Consider the following 23,658-nt stretch of genomic DNA (forward strand, 5'->3'; position numbering starts at 1 on the left):
GTAGCCATATTATGACACCCCAGGGGCAAGATATTCGCTGCCCCTGGGGTGTGTTATGACTTAGTCGCGCTTCTTCAGCAGTCGCAGGGCGTTGGCGGTGACCAGCGCGGTGGCGCCAGAGTCCGCCAGCACCGCCAGCCACAGCCCGGTCAGGCCCAGCAGGGTGGTGATCAGGAATACCCCTTTCAGCCCTAGCGCAATGGTGATGTTCTGCCGAATATTGGCGTGTGTTGCGCGTGAGATACGGATCATTTCCGCCACGCCCACCAGCCGGTTATGGGTCAGCGCCGCGTCGGCGGTTTCCAGCGCCACGTCGGTACCGCTGCCCATCGCGATGCCGATACTGGAGGCTTTCATCGCCGGTGCATCATTGATGCCGTCGCCGATCATCGCCGTTGGCCGCAGTTCGCTCAGTTCAGTCACCGCCTTCACTTTATCTTCCGGCAGCAGCCCGGCCCGGTAATCCAGCCCCAACTCAGTGGCAATCGCCGCCGCCGCACGCGGGTTGTCACCGGTTAACATCACCCCGTTGATCCCCAGCGCTTTCAGTTCGGCAATCGCCTGTTTGGCATCGCTACGCAGTGTGTCACGCAGTGCCAGCAGGCCAATCGGAATACCGTCTTCCAGTACCACCACCGCCGTTTTACCGGCATTTTCCAGTCGTTCTACCTGACTGACGTCTTGCGGAGTGAGCAGGCCTGCGGCCAGCTTGGCGGGAGCACTGATCAGCAGGGTTTTACCGTCGATAACACCCTCGACCCCAACGCCTGCCAGTGCGCGACGGCCCTGTGCCAGCGGCAGAGGCACGCCATACTGTTCGGCGCGGTTGATAATCGCTTGCGCCAACGGATGATGGGAACCGGCCTCGACGGCGGCGGCCAGGGTTAGCAATTGCTGTTCGCTGATGCCGTTGAGCGGGAGCACATCGGTCACCGTCGGTTTGCCTTCTGTCAGCGTACCGGTTTTATCGAAGGCGATGGTTTGCACCTGGCCCAGTTGCTCCAGCGCCGCACCGCCTTTAATCAGCGCACCGCGACGGGTGGCGGCTGCCAATCCAGAGGTGATCGCCGCCGGGGTAGAGATCACCAGCGCACAAGGACAGCCGATCAGCAGCAGGGTCAGGCCGCGATAAATCCAGATATCCCAGGGCTGTGCATACAGCAACGGTGGCACCAGGATCACCGCGATGGCCAGCAGCATAATCGCCGGGGTGTAGTAACGGCTGAAACGGTCGAGGAAACGTTCGATCGGCGCACGGCGTTCTTCGGCTTCTTCAATCAGTTGCAGGATACGGTCAATGGCGTTTTTACCCGGCTCGGAAATGACCTTCATCTGCGCGGCCTGATCGACCGACAAACTGCCCGCTGCGACTTTCTGGCCCTGCTGACGTTCGACCGGTACAGATTCGCCGGTCAGGGCGCTTTCGTCGAAGCTGGCGAACGGGTTGAGCAGCTCGGCATCGGCCGGCAGACGGCCGCCGGGGGCAATTTCAATCACATCGCCGGGGCGCAGGCTGGCAACGGGGACGCGTTTGCGTTGTGTTCCCTGCAACAGCAGGGCGTCTTCCGGCACCAGCTCCATTAGCGCCTTTACGCCGCGTCGCGCACGGTTGGCGGCATAGGATTCCAGCATCTCGCCAACCATAAACAGCAGCAATACCATTGCCGCCTCGGCGGTCGCGCCGATAAAGAGTGCGCCAATGGCCGCGACGCTCATCAGGGTTTCGATGGCAAACGGCGTGCCGGAGCGGATCAGGCGTACCGCCTTGGTGGCGACCGGGGCCAGGCCTACCAGCGTGGTGGCGATAAAGGCAATGCGGCTTAGCTCGGGGTTAACCAGGCTGAGTGCCCAACTGACGATCATCAGCGCAGTGAGCAGCAACAGGGGGCCAAACTCGCCAAGGCGTGACGTTTTTGGCAAATCGGCTGGGGTGGTCTGGGTACCGAGCAGGGTAAAACCGGCCTGTTTCACCGCATCCTGAATGCGCTGGCTGATATCGGATTGGGCGTCGACCACCAGTTTTTCGGTGGCAAACAGCACGCGGGCGTTGTCGACACCCGGGAGCGCCGTCACCGCATTTTCAATTTTCTTGGCACAGCTTGGGCAGTCCATGCCGGTGACTTTCCAGCTGTAGCGTTGGCTACCGGAGAGAGGGGCGGCGGCTAATCTGTCGCTTTCCTCATCCGGATCCTCATGATCGTCAGTGCTGCAACCGCCTGCGCCATGATCGTGCGTATGGGCATGTTCACCAGGGCTGGCGACACTTGGCTTTTCACTGCTGCAACCGTGCTGGGTTTTGCTGTGGCTGTGGTTGCAACCGCAGCCGCCTTCCGCGTGGTGATGTTCCTGATGATTATGCTTTTCATGGTGAGTCATAGCGTCCCCCTCCGGGCCGTTAATGAAGTTCATTGGCCAGACTCTACACCCTGGAGTCAACTCCAGAGTCAAGCAGCGGATGAGAATTATTGCTAACTGTGAGGCGGGAGTTATCGCGGGTGGATCAGGGCCGTTAGGCGAAATAATAAGATGTTATTCCAATACAAACTTAAAGGTCCCGGCGGCTAATAATAAAGAGTTATTAATCTATAACTCTTTAGCTAAATTTAACTTTTTGTCACTTAAATGCCAGCACGATCCGCTTGCACCTGCAGGCCGCATTTTTGTTGAAGTTTGTTGCTAACATGTGACGATTAAGTTTCATTTAGATTGTAAAGATCGCCAAAACCCAGCATAAGTCTCCTTCGTTGTGAAAATATATAGCTGATTATTTTATGTTCAGTTTTGCGGTCCTGCCTATAATTGGAATCGATTACCATTTATGGCGGTAATCTTATTTGCTGATATATATGCATTAATTCTATCTAACACACTGCCGGTAACGGCGCATAAGTCCCTGCCGGTTAGCCGACGGATCCTTCTTCGTGGCTGTCTGGCAGGTTATGTCTATCTGTCTGATTGATAACGATCAGCTAATGAGTGGAATCGAACCAATGCAATCTACTAAAAAGGCAATTGAAGTTACTGAATCCAGCCTCGCAGCGACCGGGTCCGGCTACAATGCTGTAGACGATCTGTTGCATTACCACGAGCGTGGCAACGGGATCCAGGTTAATGGCAAGGACTCATTTTCAAACGAACAAGCTGGGCTGTTTATTACCCGTGAGAACCAAACCTGGAACGGTTATAAAGTTTTTGGTCAACCGGCCAAATTAACTTTCTCGTTCCCGGACTATAAATTCTCCTCCACCAACGTCGCCGGCGACACTGGGCTGAGCAAGTTCAGCGCGGAACAGCAGCAACAGGCCAAACTGTCACTGCAATCCTGGTCTGACGTGGCCAATCTCACCTTCACCGAAGTTGCCGCCGGCCAAAAGGCCAATATCACCTTCGGCAACTACAGTCAGGATCGTCCCGGTCATTATGACTACGACACCCAGGCCTACGCCTTCCTGCCGAATACCATTTATCAGGGTCAGGATCTGGGCGGCCAGACCTGGTACAACGTCAACCAATCCAACGTTAAACATCCGGCCAGCGAAGACTATGGCCGTCAGACGTTTACCCACGAGATTGGTCATGCGCTGGGCCTGAGCCACCCGGGTGAGTACAACGCCGGTGAGGGCAACCCAACCTACAATGACGTCACCTATGCCGAGGACACCCGCGAGTTCAGCCTGATGAGCTACTGGAGTGAAACCAACACCGGCGGTGATAACGGCGGACACTATGCAGCGGCACCGCTGTTGGATGACATCGCCGCTATTCAACACCTGTATGGTGCCAACCTGTCGACCCGTACCGGCGACACCGTGTATGGCTTCAACTCCAATACTGGCCGCGATTTCCTCAGCACCACCAGCAACTCACAGAAAGTGATCTTTGCTGCCTGGGATGCGGGCGGTAATGACACTTTCGACTTCTCCGGTTACACCGCCAACCAGCGCATCAACCTGAACGAGAAGTCCTTCTCCGACGTGGGCGGGCTGAAAGGCAACGTGTCTATCGCGGCGGGTGTGACCATTGAGAACGCCATCGGCGGGTCGGGCAATGACGTGCTCGTTGGCAATGCGGCCAACAACGTGCTGAAAGGTGGTGCGGGCAACGACGTGCTGTTCGGCGGTGGCGGAGCGGATGAACTGTGGGGCGGCGCAGGCAAGGATATCTTTGTCTTCTCTGCGGTCAGTGATTCCGCACCGGGCGCTTCCGATGTGATCAAGGATTTCCAGAAAGGCGCCGACAAAATTGACCTGTCGTTCTTCAATCAGGGCAAACAGGGCGGCGATCAAATCCACTTCGTCGATCATTTCAGCGGCGCCGTGGGCGAAGCCTTGCTGTCCTACAATGCGTCAAATAACGTCAGCGATTTAGCCCTGAATATCGGCGGCCATCAGGCGCCGGACTTCCTGGTGAAAATCGTGGGTCAGGTAGACGTCACCACTGATTTTATCGTGTAACCGTGAGGATAACGCCCGGTGCAACCTGGCCGGGCGTTATGCAGGAGCCGATATGAAAGGCAGCTTGGCGCGTACCGCCATCATGGCGGGGAGCATAATGGTTACGGGGGCAGTTATGGCCAGCAGTTTGGTTCTTCCTACCGCAGGGTCACTGGCCGGGCAATGGCAAGTCGCTGATGCGCAACAACAGTGCCAGATCGAGTTTTTGGCCAGTGAACAGCGTGCAACTAACGGCTTTCAGCTGGTGGATCGGCAGAATTGCCTGAAGAAGGTGTTAACGGCTGAAGTGGTCGGCTGGCGTCCGGCGCCGGATGGCATCGCTCTGCTACAGGCGGACGGCAGCACGCTGGCGTTCTTTTCGCGCGACGGGGATATTTATCGTAACCAGCCAGGTGCGGGTGACGGCCTGACGCTGAAGGCGCTGGTGTAATCATAGCGGGTTCGGCAGCCGAACCCGCCCTGAGAAATTACAGGTAAAGCGAACGTACAATCAGGAAATGGCCCGAGAAGTAGCAGAATGCCACCAGCGCATCGGCTGCGCGGAAGGTAAAGCGATAGCGATTCAGCAGCCACACCACGTTGGCCAGCAACAGCAGTGAGGTCCCCGCCAGCAGCGAGAAACCGAAATCGGTGCTGCGCATGAAGTACTGTTCCCCCGCCAGCCACACCATCAGCAGCGTCATTGCTACCAGGGTGGCAATCGGCCAGCGCATCTCTTCCAGCCGGGTCCAGATAGTCGCCAGCAACAGCACACCAATCACCAGCAGCGCCAATGGCAGCGGCCAAAATAGGCTGAAGGTCATCTGACTGGCGAAACTCAGGGTATACAGCAGATTCGACAGGAAAAATGCACCGATGGCGTACAGCACGCGTTCGCGCGGCAGCAGTAACAGTGCGTCGGCGATCAGCGTCGCCAACAGGCCGAGGACAATCAGATAGCCCGCTGGGCCGAGCACCGGCGCTTGCCAGGCCAGTAATAACAGCAGCAGCAGGGTAACCGGTTTAAACACCCAACGTTGCCAGCGTGGCCCGCGGTAGGAGGCGTCAACGAACAGCCAACCGGAAAAGAATACGGCAAGGAACGGCCAACTCATATGTCTTCCTTATTCATTATGGGAGCCACAGCCTCCGGCTCCAAATTGTCACCAGTGTCACTTCCTGATTGCAGTGTAGGCAGCACGCCTGTAATCGACAACGCTTTCTTGAGAATGCTATGTTTACGCCGATTTAACCGCGAAGGGAATGGGAATCAAGATGAGTAAGCCACCGCTGTTTTTTGTCGCCGTGATTGCGTTGATCGCCGTACTGGCGACGCATCGCTATTTCAACCAGCGCCGTTCGGAGGCGGAAAACGACCGCGCGCCGGTTCGCAGCTTGCAGGTTACGGTGAGCGATAAGCGTGAGTTCCCTGCTTCAAATAACCGTTCACGCCAGCGCGAACATATCGTCAATGAAGCGATGCGGTATGAAGTGGTGTTCCACCCGCAGCGTGGGGGAGAGGACATTACCCTGCGGCTGAAACAGCAGCAATACGGCCCTATAGAGAAAGGTGCGCAGGGCATGCTGCTCGTACAGGGCACACGCTTTGTCTCTTTTACCGCTCAGCCGTAGGGCTCCCGATCCCGCGCCCGCGTGGTGTTATTTTCTTTTGATCGGCGGCTGTTTTTTCTGCCAGGCCAGCAGTTCGAAAACGCCAAAGATGAAGATCTTGGCTTCCTGCCAGTAGCTTATCGGCTGATCTTTAGGTTGCGTCGACTTCAGCAACACCAATTGCAGCCCGTGCATCACCACCATAAAGAACAGCGCCACGTCGATGAAGTACTTCAGCGGCTTGGGAAAAGGGTGAAACAGATTGGAGAGCAGAAAGCCCCATACGCACAGCATCAGCAGGCGACCCAGATTAATCAGCATTGTCGGTTTTCTCTTGAGAACGGATATAAAGACGGTAAGCCACCTGACCGGCGACTTTTTCACGGTGTAGCTGCCAGTTGGCCGGGACGTCCGTGGCGGCACTTTCGGCTTCGGCCTCTACATAGATCCAGGCCTCATCGGCCAGCCAGCCCTGTTGCTCCAGCAGCGTGACGGTTTCCGCCAGCAGCCCTTTGCGAAAAGGTGGATCGAGGAACACGACGTCAAACGGCTGAGCTTTGCCTGCCAGCCAGCTTAACGCGTTGGTATTGACCACCTTGCCTTTGCCTTGCAGCAGCGCCAGATTCTTTTCCAACTGCTGCGCCACCGGGCGTTCAAACTCTAACAGCGTGACGCTGCCGGCATAGCGTGACAGCGCTTCCAGGCCGAGTGCGCCGCTACCAGCAAAACAGTCCAGACAGCGCGCGCCCTGGATCACCGGTGCCAGCCAGTTAAACAGGGTTTCACGGACGCGGTCGGTGGTTGGACGCAGCCCTGGGCTATTCGGTACCGGCAGTTTTCGTCCACGCCATTGGCCGCCGATAATGCGGATCTGCCCGGCCGCAGCCTGAGGCGGTTTTTTGGCCGACGCCCGGGGCGATATTCTTGTCATAGGTTTGCTTTATTTCTTTCTGGGGCGGTGAAGGCCGCACAAGTTAACGAAAAGTTGCCTCTATTCTACCGGTGAGACGCGCCGGGGGAAACGGTAAAACTTTGTTGCCTGATTTCACAGCGGAAAGCATACCGGATGCGTGTTGCTGCGCGAGGGAAAGTGATAGACTCGGCGGAATAATTGTCAGTATAAGCAAGCCTTCGGTACGGAGTAGAGTCATAACATGGCAAAAGATAAGAAACGCGGGTTTTTCTCCTGGCTGGGCTTCGGCCAGAAGGAAGAAGAGCAACAGCAACCTGAAACGTCGGTAGAACCGGCGGAAAATCAGGCCGTGGAGACCCCGGCTGAACCGGTTGCTCCCAAGCTGGATGACCAGCTTCCCGCCCAGGAATCTGAACCTGCCGCCTCCGTAGAGACCCCTGGCGAATGGGACGGCAGCCTGACCGGCGAACATATCGCCGAAAGCGTGCCGGTGGTGACCGAGCACCCTACAGCGGCAGAAACGCTGGCAGAAGAGATTGTTATCCTTACCGAACAGGTGGCGGCAGAGCAACAACCTGCGGTAGTAGAGGAGATCGCCGAGCCGATTGCCGAGGTTGAGCCTGAACCGGAAGTGATTGCACCTGAGCCGGTTATCGAACCTGAGCCAGAACCGGTTGCTGTGATTGAACCTGAAGTGGTCGAGCCCGAACCTGAGGTGATTGCGCCAGAGCCAGAGCCTCTGCCGGCCAGCGTGGCGCTGGAGCCGATTATCGTCGCACCGGCCATTATTGAAGAGATTGAACAACAGCAACCTGAGCTGCTGGCCCCTGCGGTGACTCAGGAACAGGAACGCCCGACCAAAGAAGGCTTCTTTGCCCGCCTGAAGCGCAGCCTGGTGAAAACCAAGCAGAATCTGGGTTCCGGTTTTATCGGTCTGTTCCGTGGCAAGAAAATCGATGACGATCTGTTTGAAGAGCTGGAAGAACAGCTGCTGATTGCCGACGTCGGCGTGGAAACCACGCGTAAAATCATTACCTCCCTGACCCAACACGCCAGCCGCAAGCAGTTGAAAGATGCTGAGGCGTTGTACGGCAAGCTGAAGGAGGAAATGTCTGAAATTCTGACTAAAGTTGAACAGCCGCTGGATGTTAGTGGTAAAACCCCGTATGTCATTCTGATGGTTGGGGTGAACGGCGTGGGTAAAACCACCACCATCGGTAAGCTGGCTCGCCAGTTCCAGGCGGAAGGCAAATCGGTGATGCTGGCAGCGGGGGATACCTTCCGTGCGGCAGCGGTGGAGCAGTTGCAGGTGTGGGGCGAACGTAACCGTATTCCGGTCATCGCGCAGCAAACTGGCGCAGACTCCGCCTCGGTGATTTTCGATGCCGTACAGGCCGCCAAGGCGCGCGGTATCGACGTACTGCTGGCCGATACGGCAGGGCGTCTGCAGAATAAAGCGCACCTGATGGAAGAGCTGAAGAAGATCGTCCGCGTTATGAAAAAACTGGACGACCAGGCCCCCCATGAGGTTATGCTGACTCTTGATGCCAGCACCGGACAAAATGCGGTCAGCCAGGCGAAATTATTTAATGAAGCCGTAGGCTTAACCGGTATCACACTGACTAAACTGGACGGTACCGCCAAGGGCGGGGTGATCTTTGCCATTGCCGATCAGTTCGCTATCCCGATTCGCTATATCGGCGTTGGGGAAGGCATCGAAGATTTGCGGCCGTTTAAGGCTGACGATTTTATTGAGGCACTTTTTGCCCGAGAGGATTAATACGGATGATTCGCTTTGAACAGGTCAGTAAAGCTTATCTGGGCGGACGGCAGGCACTGCAGGGGGTAGATTTTCATCTGCGCCCGGCAGAGATGGCGTTTCTGACCGGCCATTCCGGCGCGGGTAAAAGTACCCTGCTGAAACTGATTTGTGGCATCGAACGGCCGAGCGCCGGCCATATCTGGTTTGGTGGTCACGACATCAGTCGCCTGAGAAACAGTGAGGTGCCGTTCCTGCGTCGTCAGATCGGCATGATTTTCCAGGATCACCATCTGCTGCTGGATCGTACGGTGTATGACAACGTGGCGATGCCGCTGATTATCGCCGGTGCCAGTACCGAAGACATCCGCCGCCGCGTTTCTGCTGCGCTGGACAAGGTCGGGCTGCTGGATAAGGCGAAAAACTTCCCGATCCAGCTTTCAGGTGGTGAGCAACAGCGTGTGGGCATTGCCCGTGCGGTGGTGAACAAACCGGCGGTGCTGCTGGCGGATGAGCCAACCGGTAACCTGGATGATGCGCTGTCGGAAGGCATTCTGCGCCTGTTTGAAGAATTTAACCGTGTTGGCGTGACCGTGCTGATGGCCACCCATGACACCGGGCTGATTGCCCGTCGCAATTACCGCACTCTGCGCCTGAGCCAGGGTCGTATGGCTGGAGGAGCGCATCATGGCGAATAACGCAAAAACCGCCAAGAGCAAAGCGCTGCGCGGCGGCTGGCGTGAACAATGGCGTTACGCCTGGATGAACGCCATCAAGGATATGCTGCGCCAACCCTTGGCAACGCTGTTGACGGTGATGGTGATTGCCATCTCCCTGACACTGCCGAGCGTGTGTTACATCGTCTGGAAAAACGTCAGTACCGCCGCGACCCAATGGTACCCAACGCCGCAGTTGACGGTTTATCTGGATAAATCCCTCGATGACGACGCGGCGGTGAAAGTGCTCGACGCCATCAAGGCGGAAGCCGGCGTAGAGAAAGTGAATTACCTGTCGCGTGAAGAGGCCCGCGGTGAATTCCGCAACTGGTCCGGCTTTGGCGGCGCACTGGACATGCTGGAAGAGAACCCGTTACCGGCGGTCGCCATTATTACGCCGAAAATGAGCTTCCAAAGTTCCGACACCCTCAACACCCTGCGCGATCGCGTGGCAGCGGTACAGGGTGTGGATGAGGTAAGGATGGATGACAGCTGGTTTGCCCGCCTGGCGGCGCTGACCGGACTGGTGGGCCAGGTGGCTGCGATGATCGGCGTGCTGATGATTGTGGCGGTGTTCCTGGTGATCGGTAACAGCGTGCGGCTGAGCATCTTCAGCCGTCGTGACACCATCAACGTGATGAAGTTGATCGGCGCGACCGACGGCTTTATCCTGCGGCCGTTCCTGAACGGCGGGGCGATGCTGGGCTTCTTTGGCGCATTGTTGTCGTTGCTGTTGTCCGGCGGGATGGTGTGGCGTCTGGAGTCGGTGGTCACCGGCGTGGCCAAGGTCTTTGGCACCACCTTTACCCTGCATGGGTTGGGTTGGGATGAAGCACTGTTACTGCTGATTGTCTCTGCGATGATCGGCTGGATCGCCGCCTGGCTGGCGACGGTGCAACATTTACGTCGATTTACACCACAATAAAGTTTTTTTGGTATACTCTTCTCCTGCTGCTCCGAGCGTGTTGCGGGAGAAGAGCTACCGGCACCAATCCAAGCACCATCCAGTCTCTTCTTTGCGCACAAATTCCCTATCGGCCTGAGTCTTCGTCACGTATTGTCATGCACAATGTGATCGAAAAACTGTGAACTAATAGGGCGGAACACGGTCAAAATCTGCAGCAAAATGTTATGGTGCCCGGCGTGTGGACCGCTTTTGCAATAGCAACTGCCGTAGAATCAATCATTTCCCCGCCGTGATAATCACCTGCATGACCTGTTTTTTTCAAGAGAGGGTTTGAATGACCAAAGAAATGCAAACTTTAGCTTTAGTGCCCCTGGGCAGTTTGGAAGCCTATGTTCGGGCCGCCAACACCTATCCGATGCTGACGGCAGAGGAAGAGCGGGAGCTGGCTGAACGGCTGCATTATCAGGGCGATCTGGAAGCCGCTAAGCAGCTCATCCTGTCTCACCTGCGCTTTGTCGCTCATATTGCCCGGAATTACTCTGGTTACGGCCTGCCGCAGGCGGATCTGATCCAGGAAGGTAATATCGGCCTGATGAAAGCTGTTCGCCGCTTCAACCCAGAGGTTGGGGTGCGTCTGGTTTCCTTTGCGGTGCACTGGATCAAGGCAGAAATTCACGAGTACGTACTGCGCAACTGGCGTATCGTTAAAGTTGCGACCACCAAGGCACAGCGCAAGCTGTTCTTTAACCTGCGTAAAACCAAGCAGCGTCTGGGCTGGTTTAATCAGGACGAGGTGGAACTGGTGGCCCGTGAATTGGGTGTGACCAGCAAGGACGTGCGCGAGATGGAGTCTCGTATGGCGGCACAGGATATGACTTTCGATCCAACGCCGGACGACGACGCCCGTGAAGGCCAGTCGATGGCGCCAGTGCTGTACCTGCAGGATAAAAGCTCTGACTTCGCCGAAGGTATCGAAGAAGATAACTGGGAAAGCAACGCCGCAGACAAACTGGCCTATGCGATGGAAGGCCTGGACGAGCGTAGCCAGCACATCATTCGTGCCCGTTGGCTGGACGACGACAATAAATCCACGCTGCAAGAGCTGGCCGATCAGTACGGTGTTTCTGCTGAGCGCGTACGCCAGCTAGAAAAGAACGCCATGAAGAAACTGAAAATGGCGATCGAAGCCTAATCCCGCGTAAGCGTTAAAAAGCCCGGCTCGCCGCAATGCCGTTCACTTAAGTGGTGAGGCATAACGATTCACCGGATAACGGGTTTTTGATATCTTAACCGCCCTCGGCCTTGATGGTCGGGGGCGTTTTGTTATGAACATCGCCTCCAAACTCCCCCTCAGGTGCATCAGCCGTTTCGGTATCGTTCCGGGGGATACCGTATTACCCAGCACTATCAGTTCCGTCGCTATTACCCCAAAAGCAAATTTAAAACTCATCTCCGACGGCGCTCTTTTATACTGTTTTGCCGTCAGCGCCGCTTCCCGCCTGATAAGGTTGTAAGCCAGCAGCAACCCCCACACTTCCTGATGCAGCAACTCCACTTTGCGGCTTCTCAGCACCATCGCATTACTCTGCAGGCTGCTTTTGATATTGCGAAAACCCACTTCGATTTCCCATCGGGAATGATAAAGCTCCGCCACCGCTTTGGCCGGATAACGATCCGCAGGCAATGAAGTCAGCACGGTTTTCTCCACACCGCCGATATCGTAACTGACCGCCCGGGCATACCAGGACTCAGGAAGGGCCGGGTTTTGCTTTCGAGCCTGCGCAGAGACTTTCATTTTTAGCAGACGGTCGCCCGCTCCGTAGCTTTCCTGCACGTCTGCGACCATCCCTTTGCGGGCAGGCAGTAGCCAGTGGCGATTTTCGCCGCCATGGTTCACCCCTGTTAGTAAATCCGCACTAAAAAATAGCTTATCAAACAGGGTGATGGAGTTATCCGGTAACGCCTTAATCAGGTCATGCGCCAACCGGGTCTCGCTACACCGGTAAGGCCCGGTGACCGCATCCAGCAGAACATGACTGCTCAGGTTCATCAACGCCACCAGACGCATCACCGGAAAAGGACTCTGTCGGTCTGTAGAGGTGTTACTGGAACCAAAATGCGCACGAAGTTCCGGTTCATCGGGCGTACGCAGTTGTGCACCGTCGACGGCAAAGAGCTGCAATCCTCTCCAGTCATCTTTGGGATAGCGTTCAGTCCCCCAGGTTCGTGCTGTCTGGCGAAACAGCCATTCAACAGGGGCAGCACCGACACGCTGGCGTGCCTGTGTAATGGCGCTGCGTGCCAGAAGCTGCGTGCCGGCTTCGCCATCGGCACTGAGGTTAAGGCGGCGGACAATATCGGTAATGGGCTCATTACGAAAGAAGGCCATACAAACGACCATCCAGACCACCATGTCCCCGGGCAGGCGGCGGCGTCTGACGGTGGCATGGGTAGACAGAGAAAGGCAATGCTGGAGCCATTCAACAGGAAGATGTTCAGCAAAAATCTGCGCAGAAGGTGGCGGTAACAAAGGCTGGTCGCTAAAACTGAGCAGGTCATCGAGAAGTGGCATAAGAAAACGGCTCCCTGTAATGGAAGCCGTTATATTGCCGCAGATTAAGGATCGGTCAACCGATCCTTAACTGATCGGCATTGCGGCTCGCCGGGCTTTTTTGTGCCTGAAATTCGGCGTTATGGCGCAACGGCGGCGAAGTCCGGTGCCGGGCAGCTATAGCCAAACTTGTTGGCCCAGGGGTAACGAGTCCCGGTGTTGATATAGCGCTGGTACAACGCCTGACCGGTTTTTGCATCACGTTTGATCACCCAACCGGCGGCATTACACAGCACGGCAGCATAGGCCTGGCTTTTAGGCGGCAACAAATCGGCCGCCTGCTGGGCCAGTGTGACGGCCTGCCAACGATAATGCAGGAAGCGATTATCCTGCGGCGGCAATGCCGCTTTGGCCCGCGCGGCCTCTGCGCTGCTGATCCAACTCTTATGCTTCAATTCACGGGTATCAAAGGCATCCCCCAGATAGGAATAGCCCGCGTCATAAATCGCGTAATCCGGCGTCATCTCATAACCGGTGAACGTTAACCCCTGGGTGCGCAGCAGCGTTGCCGCCTGATAGTAGGCTTGGGCGCGCGCCAGTTTATCGGTGGTTTTGTCCTGAGCCGTTTTCAGCTTATCGGCGTACTGTTGCGCCACCTGGCGATAGTTAGGGATGTCAAAATAACCCATGGCCTCTTGAGGACGTCCGGCGCGCATCAGCCGCCGCGCCAGCAGTTCGCGCAATTGCACTTCCGGCGTGAGGGGCTGGCCGTTGTATTCGTCCGGATTGACCGGTTTTAGCGGCGTGGTCGGCGCAGGCGCATGCTTATCGACAAAGCCTTTCAGTTCGTCGACGGTCAGCACCCGTTCGGCCACGTCGGCGACGTCCGCCCAATAAAGCGCCTTGCCGCGATACAGGAAATCCATCGCCTGCAGATAGTCACCGCGATCCAACGCCAGGATCGCCTGTTCCCCGGCCACCCGACACTCGGGGACGATAGTTTCCGGCGTAAAGTCGGCATTGCGCTGCTCGCCCCAGCTTTCACTGGATGGGAAAGCGGCCGCCGCTTTGGCGTAGTCTGCAGTCGCGGCCTTAACATCACCGTCACGCAGCGCCATCTTGGCGCGTAGCCACCAGGCCAGCCCGCTGTCACCGGCGTGTTTCAGCAGGCTGGCCGCCATCGGATATTGTCCGGCGCGGTAAGCCAATGCCGCCAATCGATCGCTGCCGCTGAAGCCGCTTTTCACCGAGGCATCCAACAGCGTCAGAATTTGGCTGACGATCTGCGTTGAGCGGCTGCTGGTGCCGTCGGTATCGGCCATTTGCAGATTACTGCTGCGGGCGAACAGTTCGATGGTCACCAGCTGTTGGATCAGCGGATCGGCAATCGCCTGTTTTAGCACCTCGAAGTGGTCAGGGTTGACCAGATAACTGGAGACGTACTGCAGCGACAGTCCACCCTCTTGATCGCCCTGTGCCGCCTGCTGCGCATACAGCCGCGCCGCTTGAGTGACGTCATTCAGCCACAGGTGAATACGTGCCTGCTGCCCCAGGCTGCTCAGCGCCAGCTGATCCGGATCGGCCGTGCCGGTTTTCACTCGTTCAATCACCTGCTGGAAAGCCGCCAGCGCTTGCTCCAGCTGTGGTTTCGCCGGGTGTTTGACTACCGTGGTCGCCGCGCCGTTCTCGTTCTCCGGCGTGCCATGGTCGTTCATCAGCAACCGACCCAGTGAGTACTGCGCCCGCAGTCCCCAGCCGCCCTGATCTGCGGCGGGCAGTGCCAGCACCTGCTGAAAGTATTCACCGGCACGTGGATCTTCACCGGCAAAAGCTACGGCGCCCAATTGGTAAAGGCGCGCAGCGTCAGACAGCCCCTGGGTATTGACCGCATCGGCTTCCTCAACCGTTTTGGCGGCGCGCATTTTGCCAATGATGATGGTTTCCGGCGGCTGCGGCATGGGTTTCGGCGGCATAGGCGGCGGTGGCGCTTTCCATAACGGCAGCTGTTTATCCACGGTGACCAGGCGACCGGCTTCAAAGGCAAAGTTGCCCTCCGGCATGTACAGCAGCGTGCCATTGCGATCGACCAGCAAACGGTTAGGGAAATCCGGCCCGCAGGCGTAACCGTTAATCGGCATCGCTAACGCTGAGCCGATCAGGGCAGCCAGTGGAAGGGTGCGAGTATTAAGGTGTGACAAGGGTGCCTCCTGGCGTCAGTTGTTGGCAGCGTAGCCAGCCCAGTGGCCGGGATTGCCCGGCGCGTAGTTGGTCGCCGCTAATCAGGACAAAGCGTTGCCGTTGAGGCTCACTTTCCAGCCGGTAATTGCCCGCGGCATCCCCCGCCAGGCACTCGCTGGCGGTGATGACGATTTCATGGGGCAGCGGGGCGTCAACCGGCCCGTTATTATGAATTATCAGATCATTCAACCCATTTTGCTGTGGCTGAGGGCTAAATTTTACCTGCCAGTTGACGCTGAGCGGCCGGTTTTCTATCACCGCCCGCAGCGTAGCCAGCGACCAGGCACGACGATCTTCCGCCAGTGGTAGCCGGAACCAGATAATGCCGCGCAGGTGTGGCGTGGTCTGCGCGTTCAATTGATGCAAAAAATCAGCCACCTGTTGCGGCGCGACCGTCAGTTCACGCGTGGTACCAGCCACGCGCAGCGAGGCTTCGCTTTCAACCTGTGCACCTTGCGCATCAAACCCCACCAGACCCATGCCATAGGCAGGTAACGCCACCCGGAAGGGTTTTGGCGTGATTTTCGCGTACTGTTTTACCCAGCGCAGTGCCAACGGGCCGGAAAATAACCCTTGCTGAGGAGACAGCACCGCATGCACCTGCAGTACCGAACTGTCCACCTGTTGTAATACACCCGGCAACGCCGCGGAGCCGATCCAGGCCGGTAAGGCGGTAATACCCAGTTGCAGTGAGTGAGGGAGCTGTTGACGCAGTTGCTGGAGGAAATGCTGATAATCAGGCAGACGTGCGGTGGCGGCGTCATGGTCTATTTCAACGCCGACGACCTGCAGCCCGGCGGCCTGCCACTGTTGTACCTGCTTTAGCAGGCGCTGGCGAATGGCGGGCTCATCCAACTGCGCCAGTTGTCCGTCCAGACGAGCCACCAACCACAGCGGGCGGCCATCTTGTTTCAGTAACGGCAGATTGACCGGGATCTCACGCCAGCCTTCACGCGGATGCACCTGCAAACCCAGCACCCGCAATGCAGGGAACAGATCGCGGCTTTGCGCCAACGCCACTGCATGTTGCGGCGTCCAGACCCGTTGCCAGACGTAGACCTGGTTATCCCAGGGCTGCGGTAACTGCAGTGCCTGCTGACGGCCGCCGAACCAGGCGATCGATGCCAGGGCCAGCATTAATAACGCCATTAGCCTGCGTTTCATTGCTGCCAGAGTTCGCCTTGCTGTGTGAACCCGCAGGCGCGCATAAAGTTATCCACTTCACCGCGTTCGCGTGGCGTCAGACCGGCGGTAGAAAGCTGCCAGTGCGTTATCTGCGGCAGCTGGCGCTGGGCGTCCTGTACCAGATACAGCCCGACACCGCGGCGGCGCGTCACTTCGCGCACCAGTAAATCCTGCAACTTGGCGTGATCACCGTTCAGCTCGATTTTCACCGCGCCCAACAGGCGTTCGTTGAAGCGAGCGGCAAACAGCGCTTTATCGCCGCCCAGCCAGCTTTCCCACTGTTCCGGCTGCTGATGCGGCCAGATTTTGCCAAGGTCGATAAGGTCTTGTGGGGACAGCGTGGTTAATCGCTCAATAGTCAGTTTCATGCAGGATTTCCGAACGGCTAATCGATGCCGACAGTGTAATAGATCTTGCGCAGAGCGATGTGTAAGTTTTTCTGTACGATTACTGGGCGAAATGTTTTTTGCAAGACGCATTTTCCGAGTAAATATGTAGTGAATCGATCGAGAACCAGCATAACGCGCTGCGCCTGGTGCTAAACAGCGCAGATTTAATCCGGATTTTATGCTGTTTACACCGCTTGTTCCTGATTGTGCAAGTTGATTTGCAGCAGAAAATTCCTGTTTAATGGCATGAAAAATAAAGTCTTATTAGAAAATATTGCCATGAAAACACCTAAATCATTATTACTTATGAATAAAAGCAGTAAATAAGGGTCAGGTGCAGGCAAACACAACAGGTACGTTCACAACGACAGATGGGGATTTGCGGATGAAATTAACAAAAGGTAAGGCGCTGTTGGCAGGTTGTATCGCGATGGCTATCGGGCATGCGGCAATGGCCAAAGACATTAAGGTTGCGATCGTCGGGGCGATGTCAGGGCCGGTCGCACAGTATGGTGACATGGAGTTCACCGGTGCCCGTCAGGCGATTGCCGACATCAATGCCAAGGGCGGTATCAAGGGCGATAAGCTGGTCGCCGTGGAATACGATGACGCCTGTGACCCGAAACAGGCGGTAGCGGTGGCCAACAAGGTGATCAACGACGGTATCCGTTATGTGATTGGCCACCTGTGCTCTTCCTCGACGCAGCCGGCTTCCGATATTTATGAAGATGAAGGCGTGATCATGATTACCCCGGCGGCCACCAACGCCGATCTGACCACCCGCGGTTACAAGATGATCATGCGCACCACCGGCCTGGACTCCGATCAGGGCCCGACGGCGGCCAAGTACATTCTCAGTGAGATCAAACCCAAGCGCATTGCGGTGATCCACGATAAACAACAGTACGGCGAAGGTCTGGCGCGCTCGGTGCGTGACAGCCTGAAAAAACAGGGTACCGACGTGGTGATGTTTGAAGGCATCACCGCCGGCGATAAAGATTTCTCCACTCTGGTGGCACGTCTGAAGAAAGAGAACGTCGATTTCGTTTACTTCGGCGGTTACTACCCGGAAATGGGTCAGATCCTGCGCCAGGCCAAACAGGCCGGCCTGACCACCCGCTTTATGGGGCCAGAGGGTGTGGGCAACTCCTCACTGTCTAACATCGCCGGTGCCGCTTCTGAAGGCATGCTGGTGACCTTGCCGAAACGCTACGATCAGGTTCCGGCCAACAAACCTGTCGTGGATGCGTTGAAAGCCAAGAAACTGGATCCGACCGGTCCATTCGTCTGGACGACTTACGCCGCACTGCAATCTCTGACCACCGGGATGGAGCGCAGCGGCAGCCAGGAGCCGGCCGACATCGTCAAGGATCTGAAAACCGGCAAGCCGGTGGACACCGTGATGGGGCCGCTGAGCTGGGATGACAAAGGCGATCTGAAAGGCTTCGAGTTCGGCGTGTTCGAGTGGCATGCAGACGGCACATCAACACCGATTAAATAAGCCATAATCATCAGGGTAGGGCGCAGTTCTGCTGCGCCCGCGGGCCGGTTCGCCGGCTCCGTATCCCTTTACCTGAATGATCTTCGCGTTCAGGTTTCGCAGCCAAGGGTTAGAGTATGTCAGAGCAGGTTCTCTATTTTCTGCAGCAGATGTTCAACGGCGTCACGTTGGGCAGCACCTATGCATTGATCGCCATCGGTTACACCATGGTCTACGGCATCATCGGCATGATCAACTTCGCCCACGGCGAGGTGTATATGATCGGCAGCTATGTCTCCTTTATTGTTATCGCCGCCCTGATGATGGTGGGTATCGACGTTAGCTGGCTGCTGATTGGCGCCGGTTTCCTGGTGTCGATCGTCATTGCCAGCGCCTACGGCTGGAGTATTGAGCGGGTGGCCTACAAGCCGGTGCGCAACTCCAAACGTCTGATCGCGCTGATCTCCGCCATCGGGATGTCGATATTCCTGCAAAACTACGTCAGCCTGACGCAGGGCTCGCGCGATCTGGCGCTGCCAAGCCTGGTCACCGGCCAGTGGGTGTTGGGTGAAAGCAACGGCTTTGCCGCCACCATCACCACCATGCAGTTGATTATCTGGGTCGTCACCTTCCTGGCGATGCTGGCGCTGACGATATTTATTCGTTACTCGCGCATGGGCCGCGCTTGCCGTGCCTGCGCGGAAGATTTGAAGATGGCCAGCCTGCTGGGTATCAATACCGATCGGGTAATCTCGCTGACCTTCGTGATTGGCGCAGTGATGGCGGCGGTGGCCGGCGTGCTGTTGGGCCAGTTCTACGGGGTGATCAACCCGTACATCGGTTTTATGGCCGGTATGAAAGCCTTTACCGCGGCCGTGCTGGGCGGCATCGGCAGCATTCCCGGCGCAATGATTGGCGGCCTGGTACTGGGCGTGGCGGAAGCGCTGACCTCAGCCTACCTGAGCACCGAATATAAAGACGTGGTGTCGTTCGCGCTGCTGATCGTGGTGTTGCTGATCATGCCAACCGGCATCCTTGGGCGTCCGGAGGTTGAGAAGGTATGAAACTCAATCTGCTCAATGCGTTGATCGCCACCCTGGTGCTGTTTGTGATGGCTTCATTCCTGATGGGGATGCAGCTAAGTCTCGACGGCACCAAACTGGTGGTGCATGGCGCGGCGGAAGTCCGCTGGATGTGGATCGGCATTGGCTGCGTCATCGTGTTCTTCTTTCAGTTACTGCGCCCGCTGATGCAGCAGGGGCTGAAAAAAATCTCCGGCCCTTCATTCGTCTTACCGAGCTTTGATGGCACCACTGCGCGTCAGAAGCTGCTGGCCGCGGCGATCATTGTTGCCGCCGTCGCCTGGCCGTTTCTGGTGTCGCGTGGCACGGTGGATATCGCCACCCTGACGCTGATCTACGTGATGCTGGGTCTGGGTCTGAACGTGGTAGTGGGGCTGTCCGGTTTGCTGGTGCTGGGTTACGGCGGCTTTTACGCCATTGGTGCTTATACCTACGCGCTGCTGAACCACTACTATGGCCTGGGTTTCTGGGAAAGCCTGCCGCTGGCGGGCATAGTCACCGCCATCTTTGGTTTCCTGCTCGGTTTCCCGGTGCTGCGACTGCGCGGCGACTACCTGGCGATTGTGACGCTGGGCTTCGGTGAGATCGTGCGCATCCTGCTGCTGAACAATACCGAGATCACCGGCGGCCCGAACGGTATCAGCCAGATCCCGAAACCGACCTTCTTTGGGCTGGAGTTCAACCGCAGCCTGCGCGACGGCGGCTGGGACACCTTCCATAACTTCTTTGGTCTGAAATACGATCCGAGCGATCGCATTGTGTTTTTGTATCTGGTGGCACTGCTGTTGGTGGTGCTGACGTTGTTTGTGATTAATCGTCTGCTGCGCATGCCGCTGGGCCGTGCCTGGGAAGCGCTGCGTGAAGATGAAATCGCCTGCCGTTCACTGGGCCTTAACCCGACCAAAATCAAACTGACCGCCTTCACCATCAGCGCCGCCTTCGCCGGGTTTGCCGGCACGCTGTTTGCTGCGCGTCAGGGCTTTGTCAGCCCGGAATCCTTTACCTTCGTCGAGTCGGCCTTCGTGTTGGCGATTGTGGTATTGGGTGGCATGGGGTCACAGTTTGCAGTGATCCTGGCGGCTATTCTGCTGGTGGTATCGCGCGAACTGATGCGTGATCTGAACGAATACAGCATGTTGTTGCTGGGTGCTCTGATGGTGTTGATGATGATTTGGCGGCCGCAGGGGCTGCTGCCGATGAAACGGCCACAGCTCAAACTGAAAGCGGCAGATATCCACGCGGGCAAGGGAGAGCAGGCATGAGTGTGCAACCTTTGCTGAAGGTCGAAGGGCTGTCGATGCGTTTCGGCGGCCTGCTGGCGGTCAATAACGTGGCGCTGGAGCTGAATGAAGGCGAAATTGTTTCGCTGATTGGCCCGAACGGTGCCGGAAAAACCACGGTGTTTAACTGCCTGACCGGCTTCTACCGCCCGACTGGTGGCACCATCAAACTGCGCGAACGTCACCTGGAAGGGTTGCCCGGCCAGACGATTGCTCGCATGGGCGTGGTGCGGACTTTCCAGCACGTGCGGCTGTTTCGTGAAATGACGGTGATCGAAAACCTGTTGGTTGCGCAGCATCAGCATCTGAAAAGCGGCGTCTTCGCCGGCCTGCTAAAAACGCCGGCTTTCCGTCGCGCCGAAGCCGATGCGTTGGATCGTGCTGCGGTGTGGTTGCAGCGGGTTGGCCTGCTGGAGATGGCTAACCGCTCGGCGGGTAACCTGGCTTACGGGCAACAGCGGCGGCTGGAGATTGCACGCTGCATGGTAACCCGGCCGGAACTGCTGATGCTGGACGAGCCGGCGGCGGGGCTGAACCCGAAGGAAACCGACGAACTGGACCACCTGATTGTCGAACTGCGTAATCAGCATAAGGTGTCGGTACTGTTGATTGAACACGACATGAAGCTGGTGATGGGCATTTCCGACCGCATCTACGTGGTGAACCAGGGCACGCCGCTGGCGCAGGGCACCCCGGCAGAAATCCGTAACAACCCGGATGTGATCCGGGCCTATCTGGGCGAATAATTTATGTTGTCATTTAATCAGGTATCCGCCCATTACGGCAAAATCCAGGCGCTGCATCAGGTCAGCCTGAACATTAAGCAGGGCGAGATAGTCACGCTGATCGGCGCTAACGGCGCCGGTAAAACCACGCTGCTCGGCACGCTGTGCGGGGAACCTCGCGCCAGCGAAGGCAGCATCACCTTCCTCGATCAGGACATCACCCAGTGGCAGACCTCACGTATCATGCGTGAGGCGGTGGCCATTGTGCCGGAAGGGCGGCGGGTGTTCTCGCGCATGACGGTGGAAGAGAATCTGGCGATGGGCGGTTTTTTTGCCGACCGTCAGCAGTATCAGCAACGCATCGAGCGGGTGTTCGAGCTGTTCCCACGCCTGCTGGAACGCCGTGCTCAGCGCTCCGGTACCATGTCCGGCGGTGAGCAACAGATGTTGGCGATCGGTCGTGCGCTGATGAGCCAACCAAAGTTACTGTTGCTCGACGAACCCTCCCTGGGGCTGGCACCGATCATTATTCAACAGATTTTTGACATCATTCAGCAACTGCGCGAAGAGGGAATGACCATCTTCCTGGTGGAGCAAAACGCCAATCAGGCGCTGAAACTGGCAGATCGTGGTTATGTACTGGAAAACGGCCGCGTGGTGTTGGAAGATACGGGAGCCGCATTGTTAGCAAACGAAGCAGTTAGGTCGGCATATCTGGGCGGCTGAAATACCCGTCGTCTTTCAAGCTACAGCGTTGTTAACTGCACTCGCTTACCTCAGTCACTTACTAAAGTAAGCTCCTGGAGGATAAGCGAGTTGGTCGCCTGGCTGTAACTGGAAATCCATAGGGTATTAGAGGGAATTTACCGATAAAGGTAACTCAGGCTGCACCTGCATTTTTAACGATTACGAGAAGAAGAAGAAATGAACACAGAAGGGTTACTCGCGCAGCGCATCGTAAAAGTAAAAAGCTCGGCAATCCGTGAATTGCTCAAGCACAGTAAGATGGAAAACGTCATTTCGCTGGCGGGCGGCATCCCCTCTGATGCCCTGTTTGATTTCGAAGGTTTGAGCATCGCTACCCATCAGGCGATCACCGAGCAGCCGAAAAGCGCCTTCCAGTATGGTCTGACCGAAGGCAGCCCGGTGCTGCGTGAGCGCATTTGTGAGCTGTGCGCCCAGCGTGGTGTTTCTGCCACCGCCGAAGAAGTGATGGTGACAGCAGGATCTCAGCAGGCGCTGGATCTGGTGATGCGTGCCATCGTCAACCCGGGCGACGTGTTTGTGGTGGAGCGTCCGACCTATCTGGCGGCGTTACAGACGCTGGAGCTGGCGGAAGCCAACATCATGTCGGTGTCGTCCGACAGCGATGGTATGGTGGTCGAAGAGCTGGCCGAGCTGCTGAAAACCCAGCGTATCAAGGGCGTGTATGTGGTGCCGAACTTTGGCAACCCGAGCGGTATCACCCTGAGTGCAGCCCGTCGCGAGCTGTTGGTGAAGCTGGCCGCAGAGCACAATTTCCTGATCATCGAAGATGACCCGTACGGCGAGCTGCGCTTTACCGAAGAGCGCCACGCCACGCTGCACCAGATTTCGCAGCAGGTGCTGGGCCATACCGATAACATTATCTACACCTCGACCTTCTCCAAGATCCTGGCGCCGGGCCTGCGTCTGGGCTGGGCAATTCTGCCGCCGTTCCTGCTGCACAAAGTGGCGATCATCAAGCAGGCGGCGGATCTGCACGCCAGCGCGCTGTCGCAGAGCATCGTAGAATGTTACCTGGGGCTGGATCGTCTGCCGACGCAGATCGAAAAGATCCGCGCAGCCTACAAGCAAAAAGGGGAGATCCTGGCCGGATTGGTGGAGCAAGAGCTGGGCGACCACATCAGCTTTGATATGCCGAAGGGCGGTATGTTCCTGTGGGCGCGTTTCCGTCAGCCGTTTAACGCCACCGAATGGCTGAAAACCACTCTGCAGCAGGGTGTGGTCTTCGTGCCGGGGGAATACTTCTTCTCTGACAATCCGGATCGCTCGACCTTCCGCCTGTCGTTCGCTACCGCCACTGAACAGCAGATGCAAGAAGCCGTTGCCCGCCTGCGTCGTTCACTGTAATTCCCACGGCGGCGGGGCACTTTTCCCCGTCGCCGACATCAAACCGCAATCTGCACTTCACTCTCCCGTCATATGGCTGTCATCTGGCGGTTATATTTCTGTCATCCGAGCATGGCATGTTATCCCCGTCATCTTTCAAGCCGCAGCGTTGTTGCCTGTCCTGATGCTTCCCTGTCACTTAGTTAACTAAGCTCCGAGGGATCCATCAGGTTGCCGCCTGGCTGCGACTTGAAAGCTATAGGGGAACGCTTCCGAACAAGAATTGATTCTTTTCGCT

21 protein-coding genes are annotated in these 23,658 nt (G+C 57.0%); 13 read left to right on the forward strand and 8 right to left on the reverse strand.

The genetic code is table 11. From position 1 onward, the window contains the following. Positions 1-60: 60 nt before the first annotated feature. Positions 61-2,376: a zinc/cadmium/mercury/lead-transporting ATPase gene (locus tag QOT07_RS00925; RefSeq protein WP_283602423.1), complete on the reverse strand. Its 2,316-nt coding sequence runs from the start codon at positions 2,374-2,376 to the stop codon at positions 61-63. Between the two features lie 614 nt (positions 2,377-2,990). Here QOT07_RS00925 and QOT07_RS00930 point away from each other — a divergent pair. Continuing rightward, positions 2,991-4,454, forward strand: a complete 1,464-nt coding sequence (locus QOT07_RS00930; RefSeq protein ID WP_099062152.1) for a serralysin family metalloprotease — start codon at positions 2,991-2,993, stop codon at positions 4,452-4,454. A 52-nt stretch (positions 4,455-4,506) separates the two neighbouring features. Continuing rightward, positions 4,507-4,884, forward strand: coding sequence for a protease inhibitor Inh/omp19 family protein (locus QOT07_RS00935; RefSeq protein WP_283602424.1), 378 nt, complete (start codon positions 4,507-4,509; stop codon positions 4,882-4,884). A 37-nt stretch (positions 4,885-4,921) separates the two neighbouring features. On the opposite strand, the gene QOT07_RS00940 is transcribed toward QOT07_RS00935, so the two are convergent. Further along, positions 4,922-5,548 (reverse strand): lysoplasmalogenase, encoded by a 627-nt coding sequence (locus tag QOT07_RS00940; protein ID WP_085116501.1) that lies wholly within the window; start codon positions 5,546-5,548, stop codon positions 4,922-4,924. A 160-nt stretch (positions 5,549-5,708) separates the two neighbouring features. On the opposite strand from QOT07_RS00940, the gene QOT07_RS00945 reads away from it, so the two are divergent. After that, entirely contained in the window at positions 5,709-6,065 is a 357-nt protein-coding gene (locus QOT07_RS00945) for a DUF2500 domain-containing protein (protein WP_099062150.1), read from the forward strand. 27 nt (positions 6,066-6,092) lie between these two features. On the opposite strand, the gene QOT07_RS00950 is transcribed toward QOT07_RS00945, so the two are convergent. Beyond that, positions 6,093-6,365 carry a DUF1145 family protein gene (locus QOT07_RS00950; protein ID WP_006317223.1) on the reverse strand — a complete coding sequence of 91 codons (273 nt, stop codon included), beginning with the start codon at positions 6,363-6,365 and terminating at the stop codon, positions 6,093-6,095. Beyond that, the gene (gene rsmD / locus QOT07_RS00955) at positions 6,355-6,975 is read right to left on the reverse strand and encodes a 16S rRNA (guanine(966)-N(2))-methyltransferase (protein WP_099062149.1); all 621 of its coding nucleotides are present in this window, start codon (positions 6,973-6,975) and stop codon (positions 6,355-6,357) included. Before rsmD ends, QOT07_RS00950 begins: the two co-directional genes overlap by 11 nt. 223 nt (positions 6,976-7,198) lie before the next feature. Between rsmD and ftsY the strand changes: the two genes are divergently transcribed. From ftsY to rpoH, 4 genes are all read left to right on the forward strand, one after another. Then, the gene (gene ftsY, locus QOT07_RS00960) at positions 7,199-8,737 is read left to right on the forward strand and encodes a signal recognition particle-docking protein FtsY (RefSeq protein ID WP_207978547.1); all 1,539 of its coding nucleotides are present in this window, start codon (positions 7,199-7,201) and stop codon (positions 8,735-8,737) included. A gap of 5 nt (positions 8,738-8,742) precedes the next feature. Beyond that, positions 8,743-9,414, forward strand: a complete 672-nt coding sequence (gene ftsE, locus QOT07_RS00965; RefSeq protein ID WP_012004692.1) for a cell division ATP-binding protein FtsE — start codon at positions 8,743-8,745, stop codon at positions 9,412-9,414. Further along, positions 9,404-10,357 carry a permease-like cell division protein FtsX gene (gene ftsX, locus QOT07_RS00970; RefSeq protein WP_012004693.1) on the forward strand — a complete coding sequence of 318 codons (954 nt, stop codon included), beginning with the start codon at positions 9,404-9,406 and terminating at the stop codon, positions 10,355-10,357. The genes ftsE and ftsX overlap by 11 nt, the downstream gene beginning before the upstream one ends. A 316-nt stretch (positions 10,358-10,673) precedes the next feature. Beyond that, positions 10,674-11,531 (forward strand): RNA polymerase sigma factor RpoH, encoded by an 858-nt coding sequence (gene rpoH, locus QOT07_RS00975; protein WP_085116506.1) that lies wholly within the window; start codon positions 10,674-10,676, stop codon positions 11,529-11,531. Positions 11,532-11,573: 42 nt separating this feature from the next. On the opposite strand, the gene QOT07_RS00980 is transcribed toward rpoH, so the two are convergent. The 4 genes from QOT07_RS00980 to panM form a co-directional block, all read right to left on the reverse strand. Next, positions 11,574-12,911 (reverse strand): IS4 family transposase, encoded by a 1,338-nt coding sequence (locus QOT07_RS00980; protein ID WP_219017319.1) that lies wholly within the window; start codon positions 12,909-12,911, stop codon positions 11,574-11,576. Positions 12,912-13,030: 119 nt separating this feature from the next. Then, positions 13,031-15,028: a hypothetical protein gene (locus tag QOT07_RS00985; RefSeq protein WP_283604266.1), complete on the reverse strand. Its 1,998-nt coding sequence runs from the start codon at positions 15,026-15,028 to the stop codon at positions 13,031-13,033. Between the two features lie 46 nt (positions 15,029-15,074). After that, positions 15,075-16,292, reverse strand: a complete 1,218-nt coding sequence (locus QOT07_RS00990) for a DUF3142 domain-containing protein (protein WP_283602425.1) — start codon at positions 16,290-16,292, stop codon at positions 15,075-15,077. Continuing rightward, positions 16,289-16,681 carry an aspartate 1-decarboxylase autocleavage activator PanM gene (panM, locus tag QOT07_RS00995; protein ID WP_085116510.1) on the reverse strand — a complete coding sequence of 131 codons (393 nt, stop codon included), beginning with the start codon at positions 16,679-16,681 and terminating at the stop codon, positions 16,289-16,291. Before panM ends, QOT07_RS00990 begins: the two co-directional genes overlap by 4 nt. A 406-nt stretch (positions 16,682-17,087) precedes the next feature. Here panM and QOT07_RS01000 point away from each other — a divergent pair, with 406 nt between their 5' ends. The 6 genes from QOT07_RS01000 (at position 17,088) to QOT07_RS01025 (ending at position 23,381) form a co-directional block, all read left to right on the forward strand. Further along, positions 17,088-18,203, forward strand: a complete 1,116-nt coding sequence (locus tag QOT07_RS01000; RefSeq protein ID WP_099065497.1) for a branched-chain amino acid ABC transporter substrate-binding protein — start codon at positions 17,088-17,090, stop codon at positions 18,201-18,203. Between the two features lie 116 nt (positions 18,204-18,319). Beyond that, positions 18,320-19,246: a high-affinity branched-chain amino acid ABC transporter permease LivH gene (gene livH, locus QOT07_RS01005; RefSeq protein WP_012004699.1), complete on the forward strand. Its 927-nt coding sequence runs from the start codon at positions 18,320-18,322 to the stop codon at positions 19,244-19,246. Further along, entirely contained in the window at positions 19,243-20,526 is a 1,284-nt protein-coding gene (locus tag QOT07_RS01010) for a high-affinity branched-chain amino acid ABC transporter permease LivM (protein ID WP_085116511.1), read from the forward strand. The genes livH and QOT07_RS01010 overlap by 4 nt, the downstream gene beginning before the upstream one ends. Further along, the gene (gene livG, locus QOT07_RS01015; RefSeq protein ID WP_099065496.1) at positions 20,523-21,290 is read left to right on the forward strand and encodes a high-affinity branched-chain amino acid ABC transporter ATP-binding protein LivG; all 768 of its coding nucleotides are present in this window, start codon (positions 20,523-20,525) and stop codon (positions 21,288-21,290) included. Before QOT07_RS01010 ends, livG begins: the two co-directional genes overlap by 4 nt. A 3-nt stretch (positions 21,291-21,293) precedes the next feature. Next, a complete protein-coding gene (livF, locus tag QOT07_RS01020; protein ID WP_085116513.1) occupies positions 21,294-21,995 on the forward strand; it encodes a high-affinity branched-chain amino acid ABC transporter ATP-binding protein LivF in 702 nt (233 codons plus the stop codon). Between the two features lie 198 nt (positions 21,996-22,193). After that, positions 22,194-23,381 (forward strand): aminotransferase-like domain-containing protein, encoded by a 1,188-nt coding sequence (locus QOT07_RS01025; protein ID WP_099065495.1) that lies wholly within the window; start codon positions 22,194-22,196, stop codon positions 23,379-23,381. Positions 23,382-23,658 lie beyond the last annotated feature (277 nt).

This window comes from Serratia proteamaculans (genome assembly GCF_949794035.1).
In the GTDB taxonomy this organism is placed as follows: Bacteria; Pseudomonadota; Gammaproteobacteria; order Enterobacterales; family Enterobacteriaceae; genus Serratia; species Serratia proteamaculans.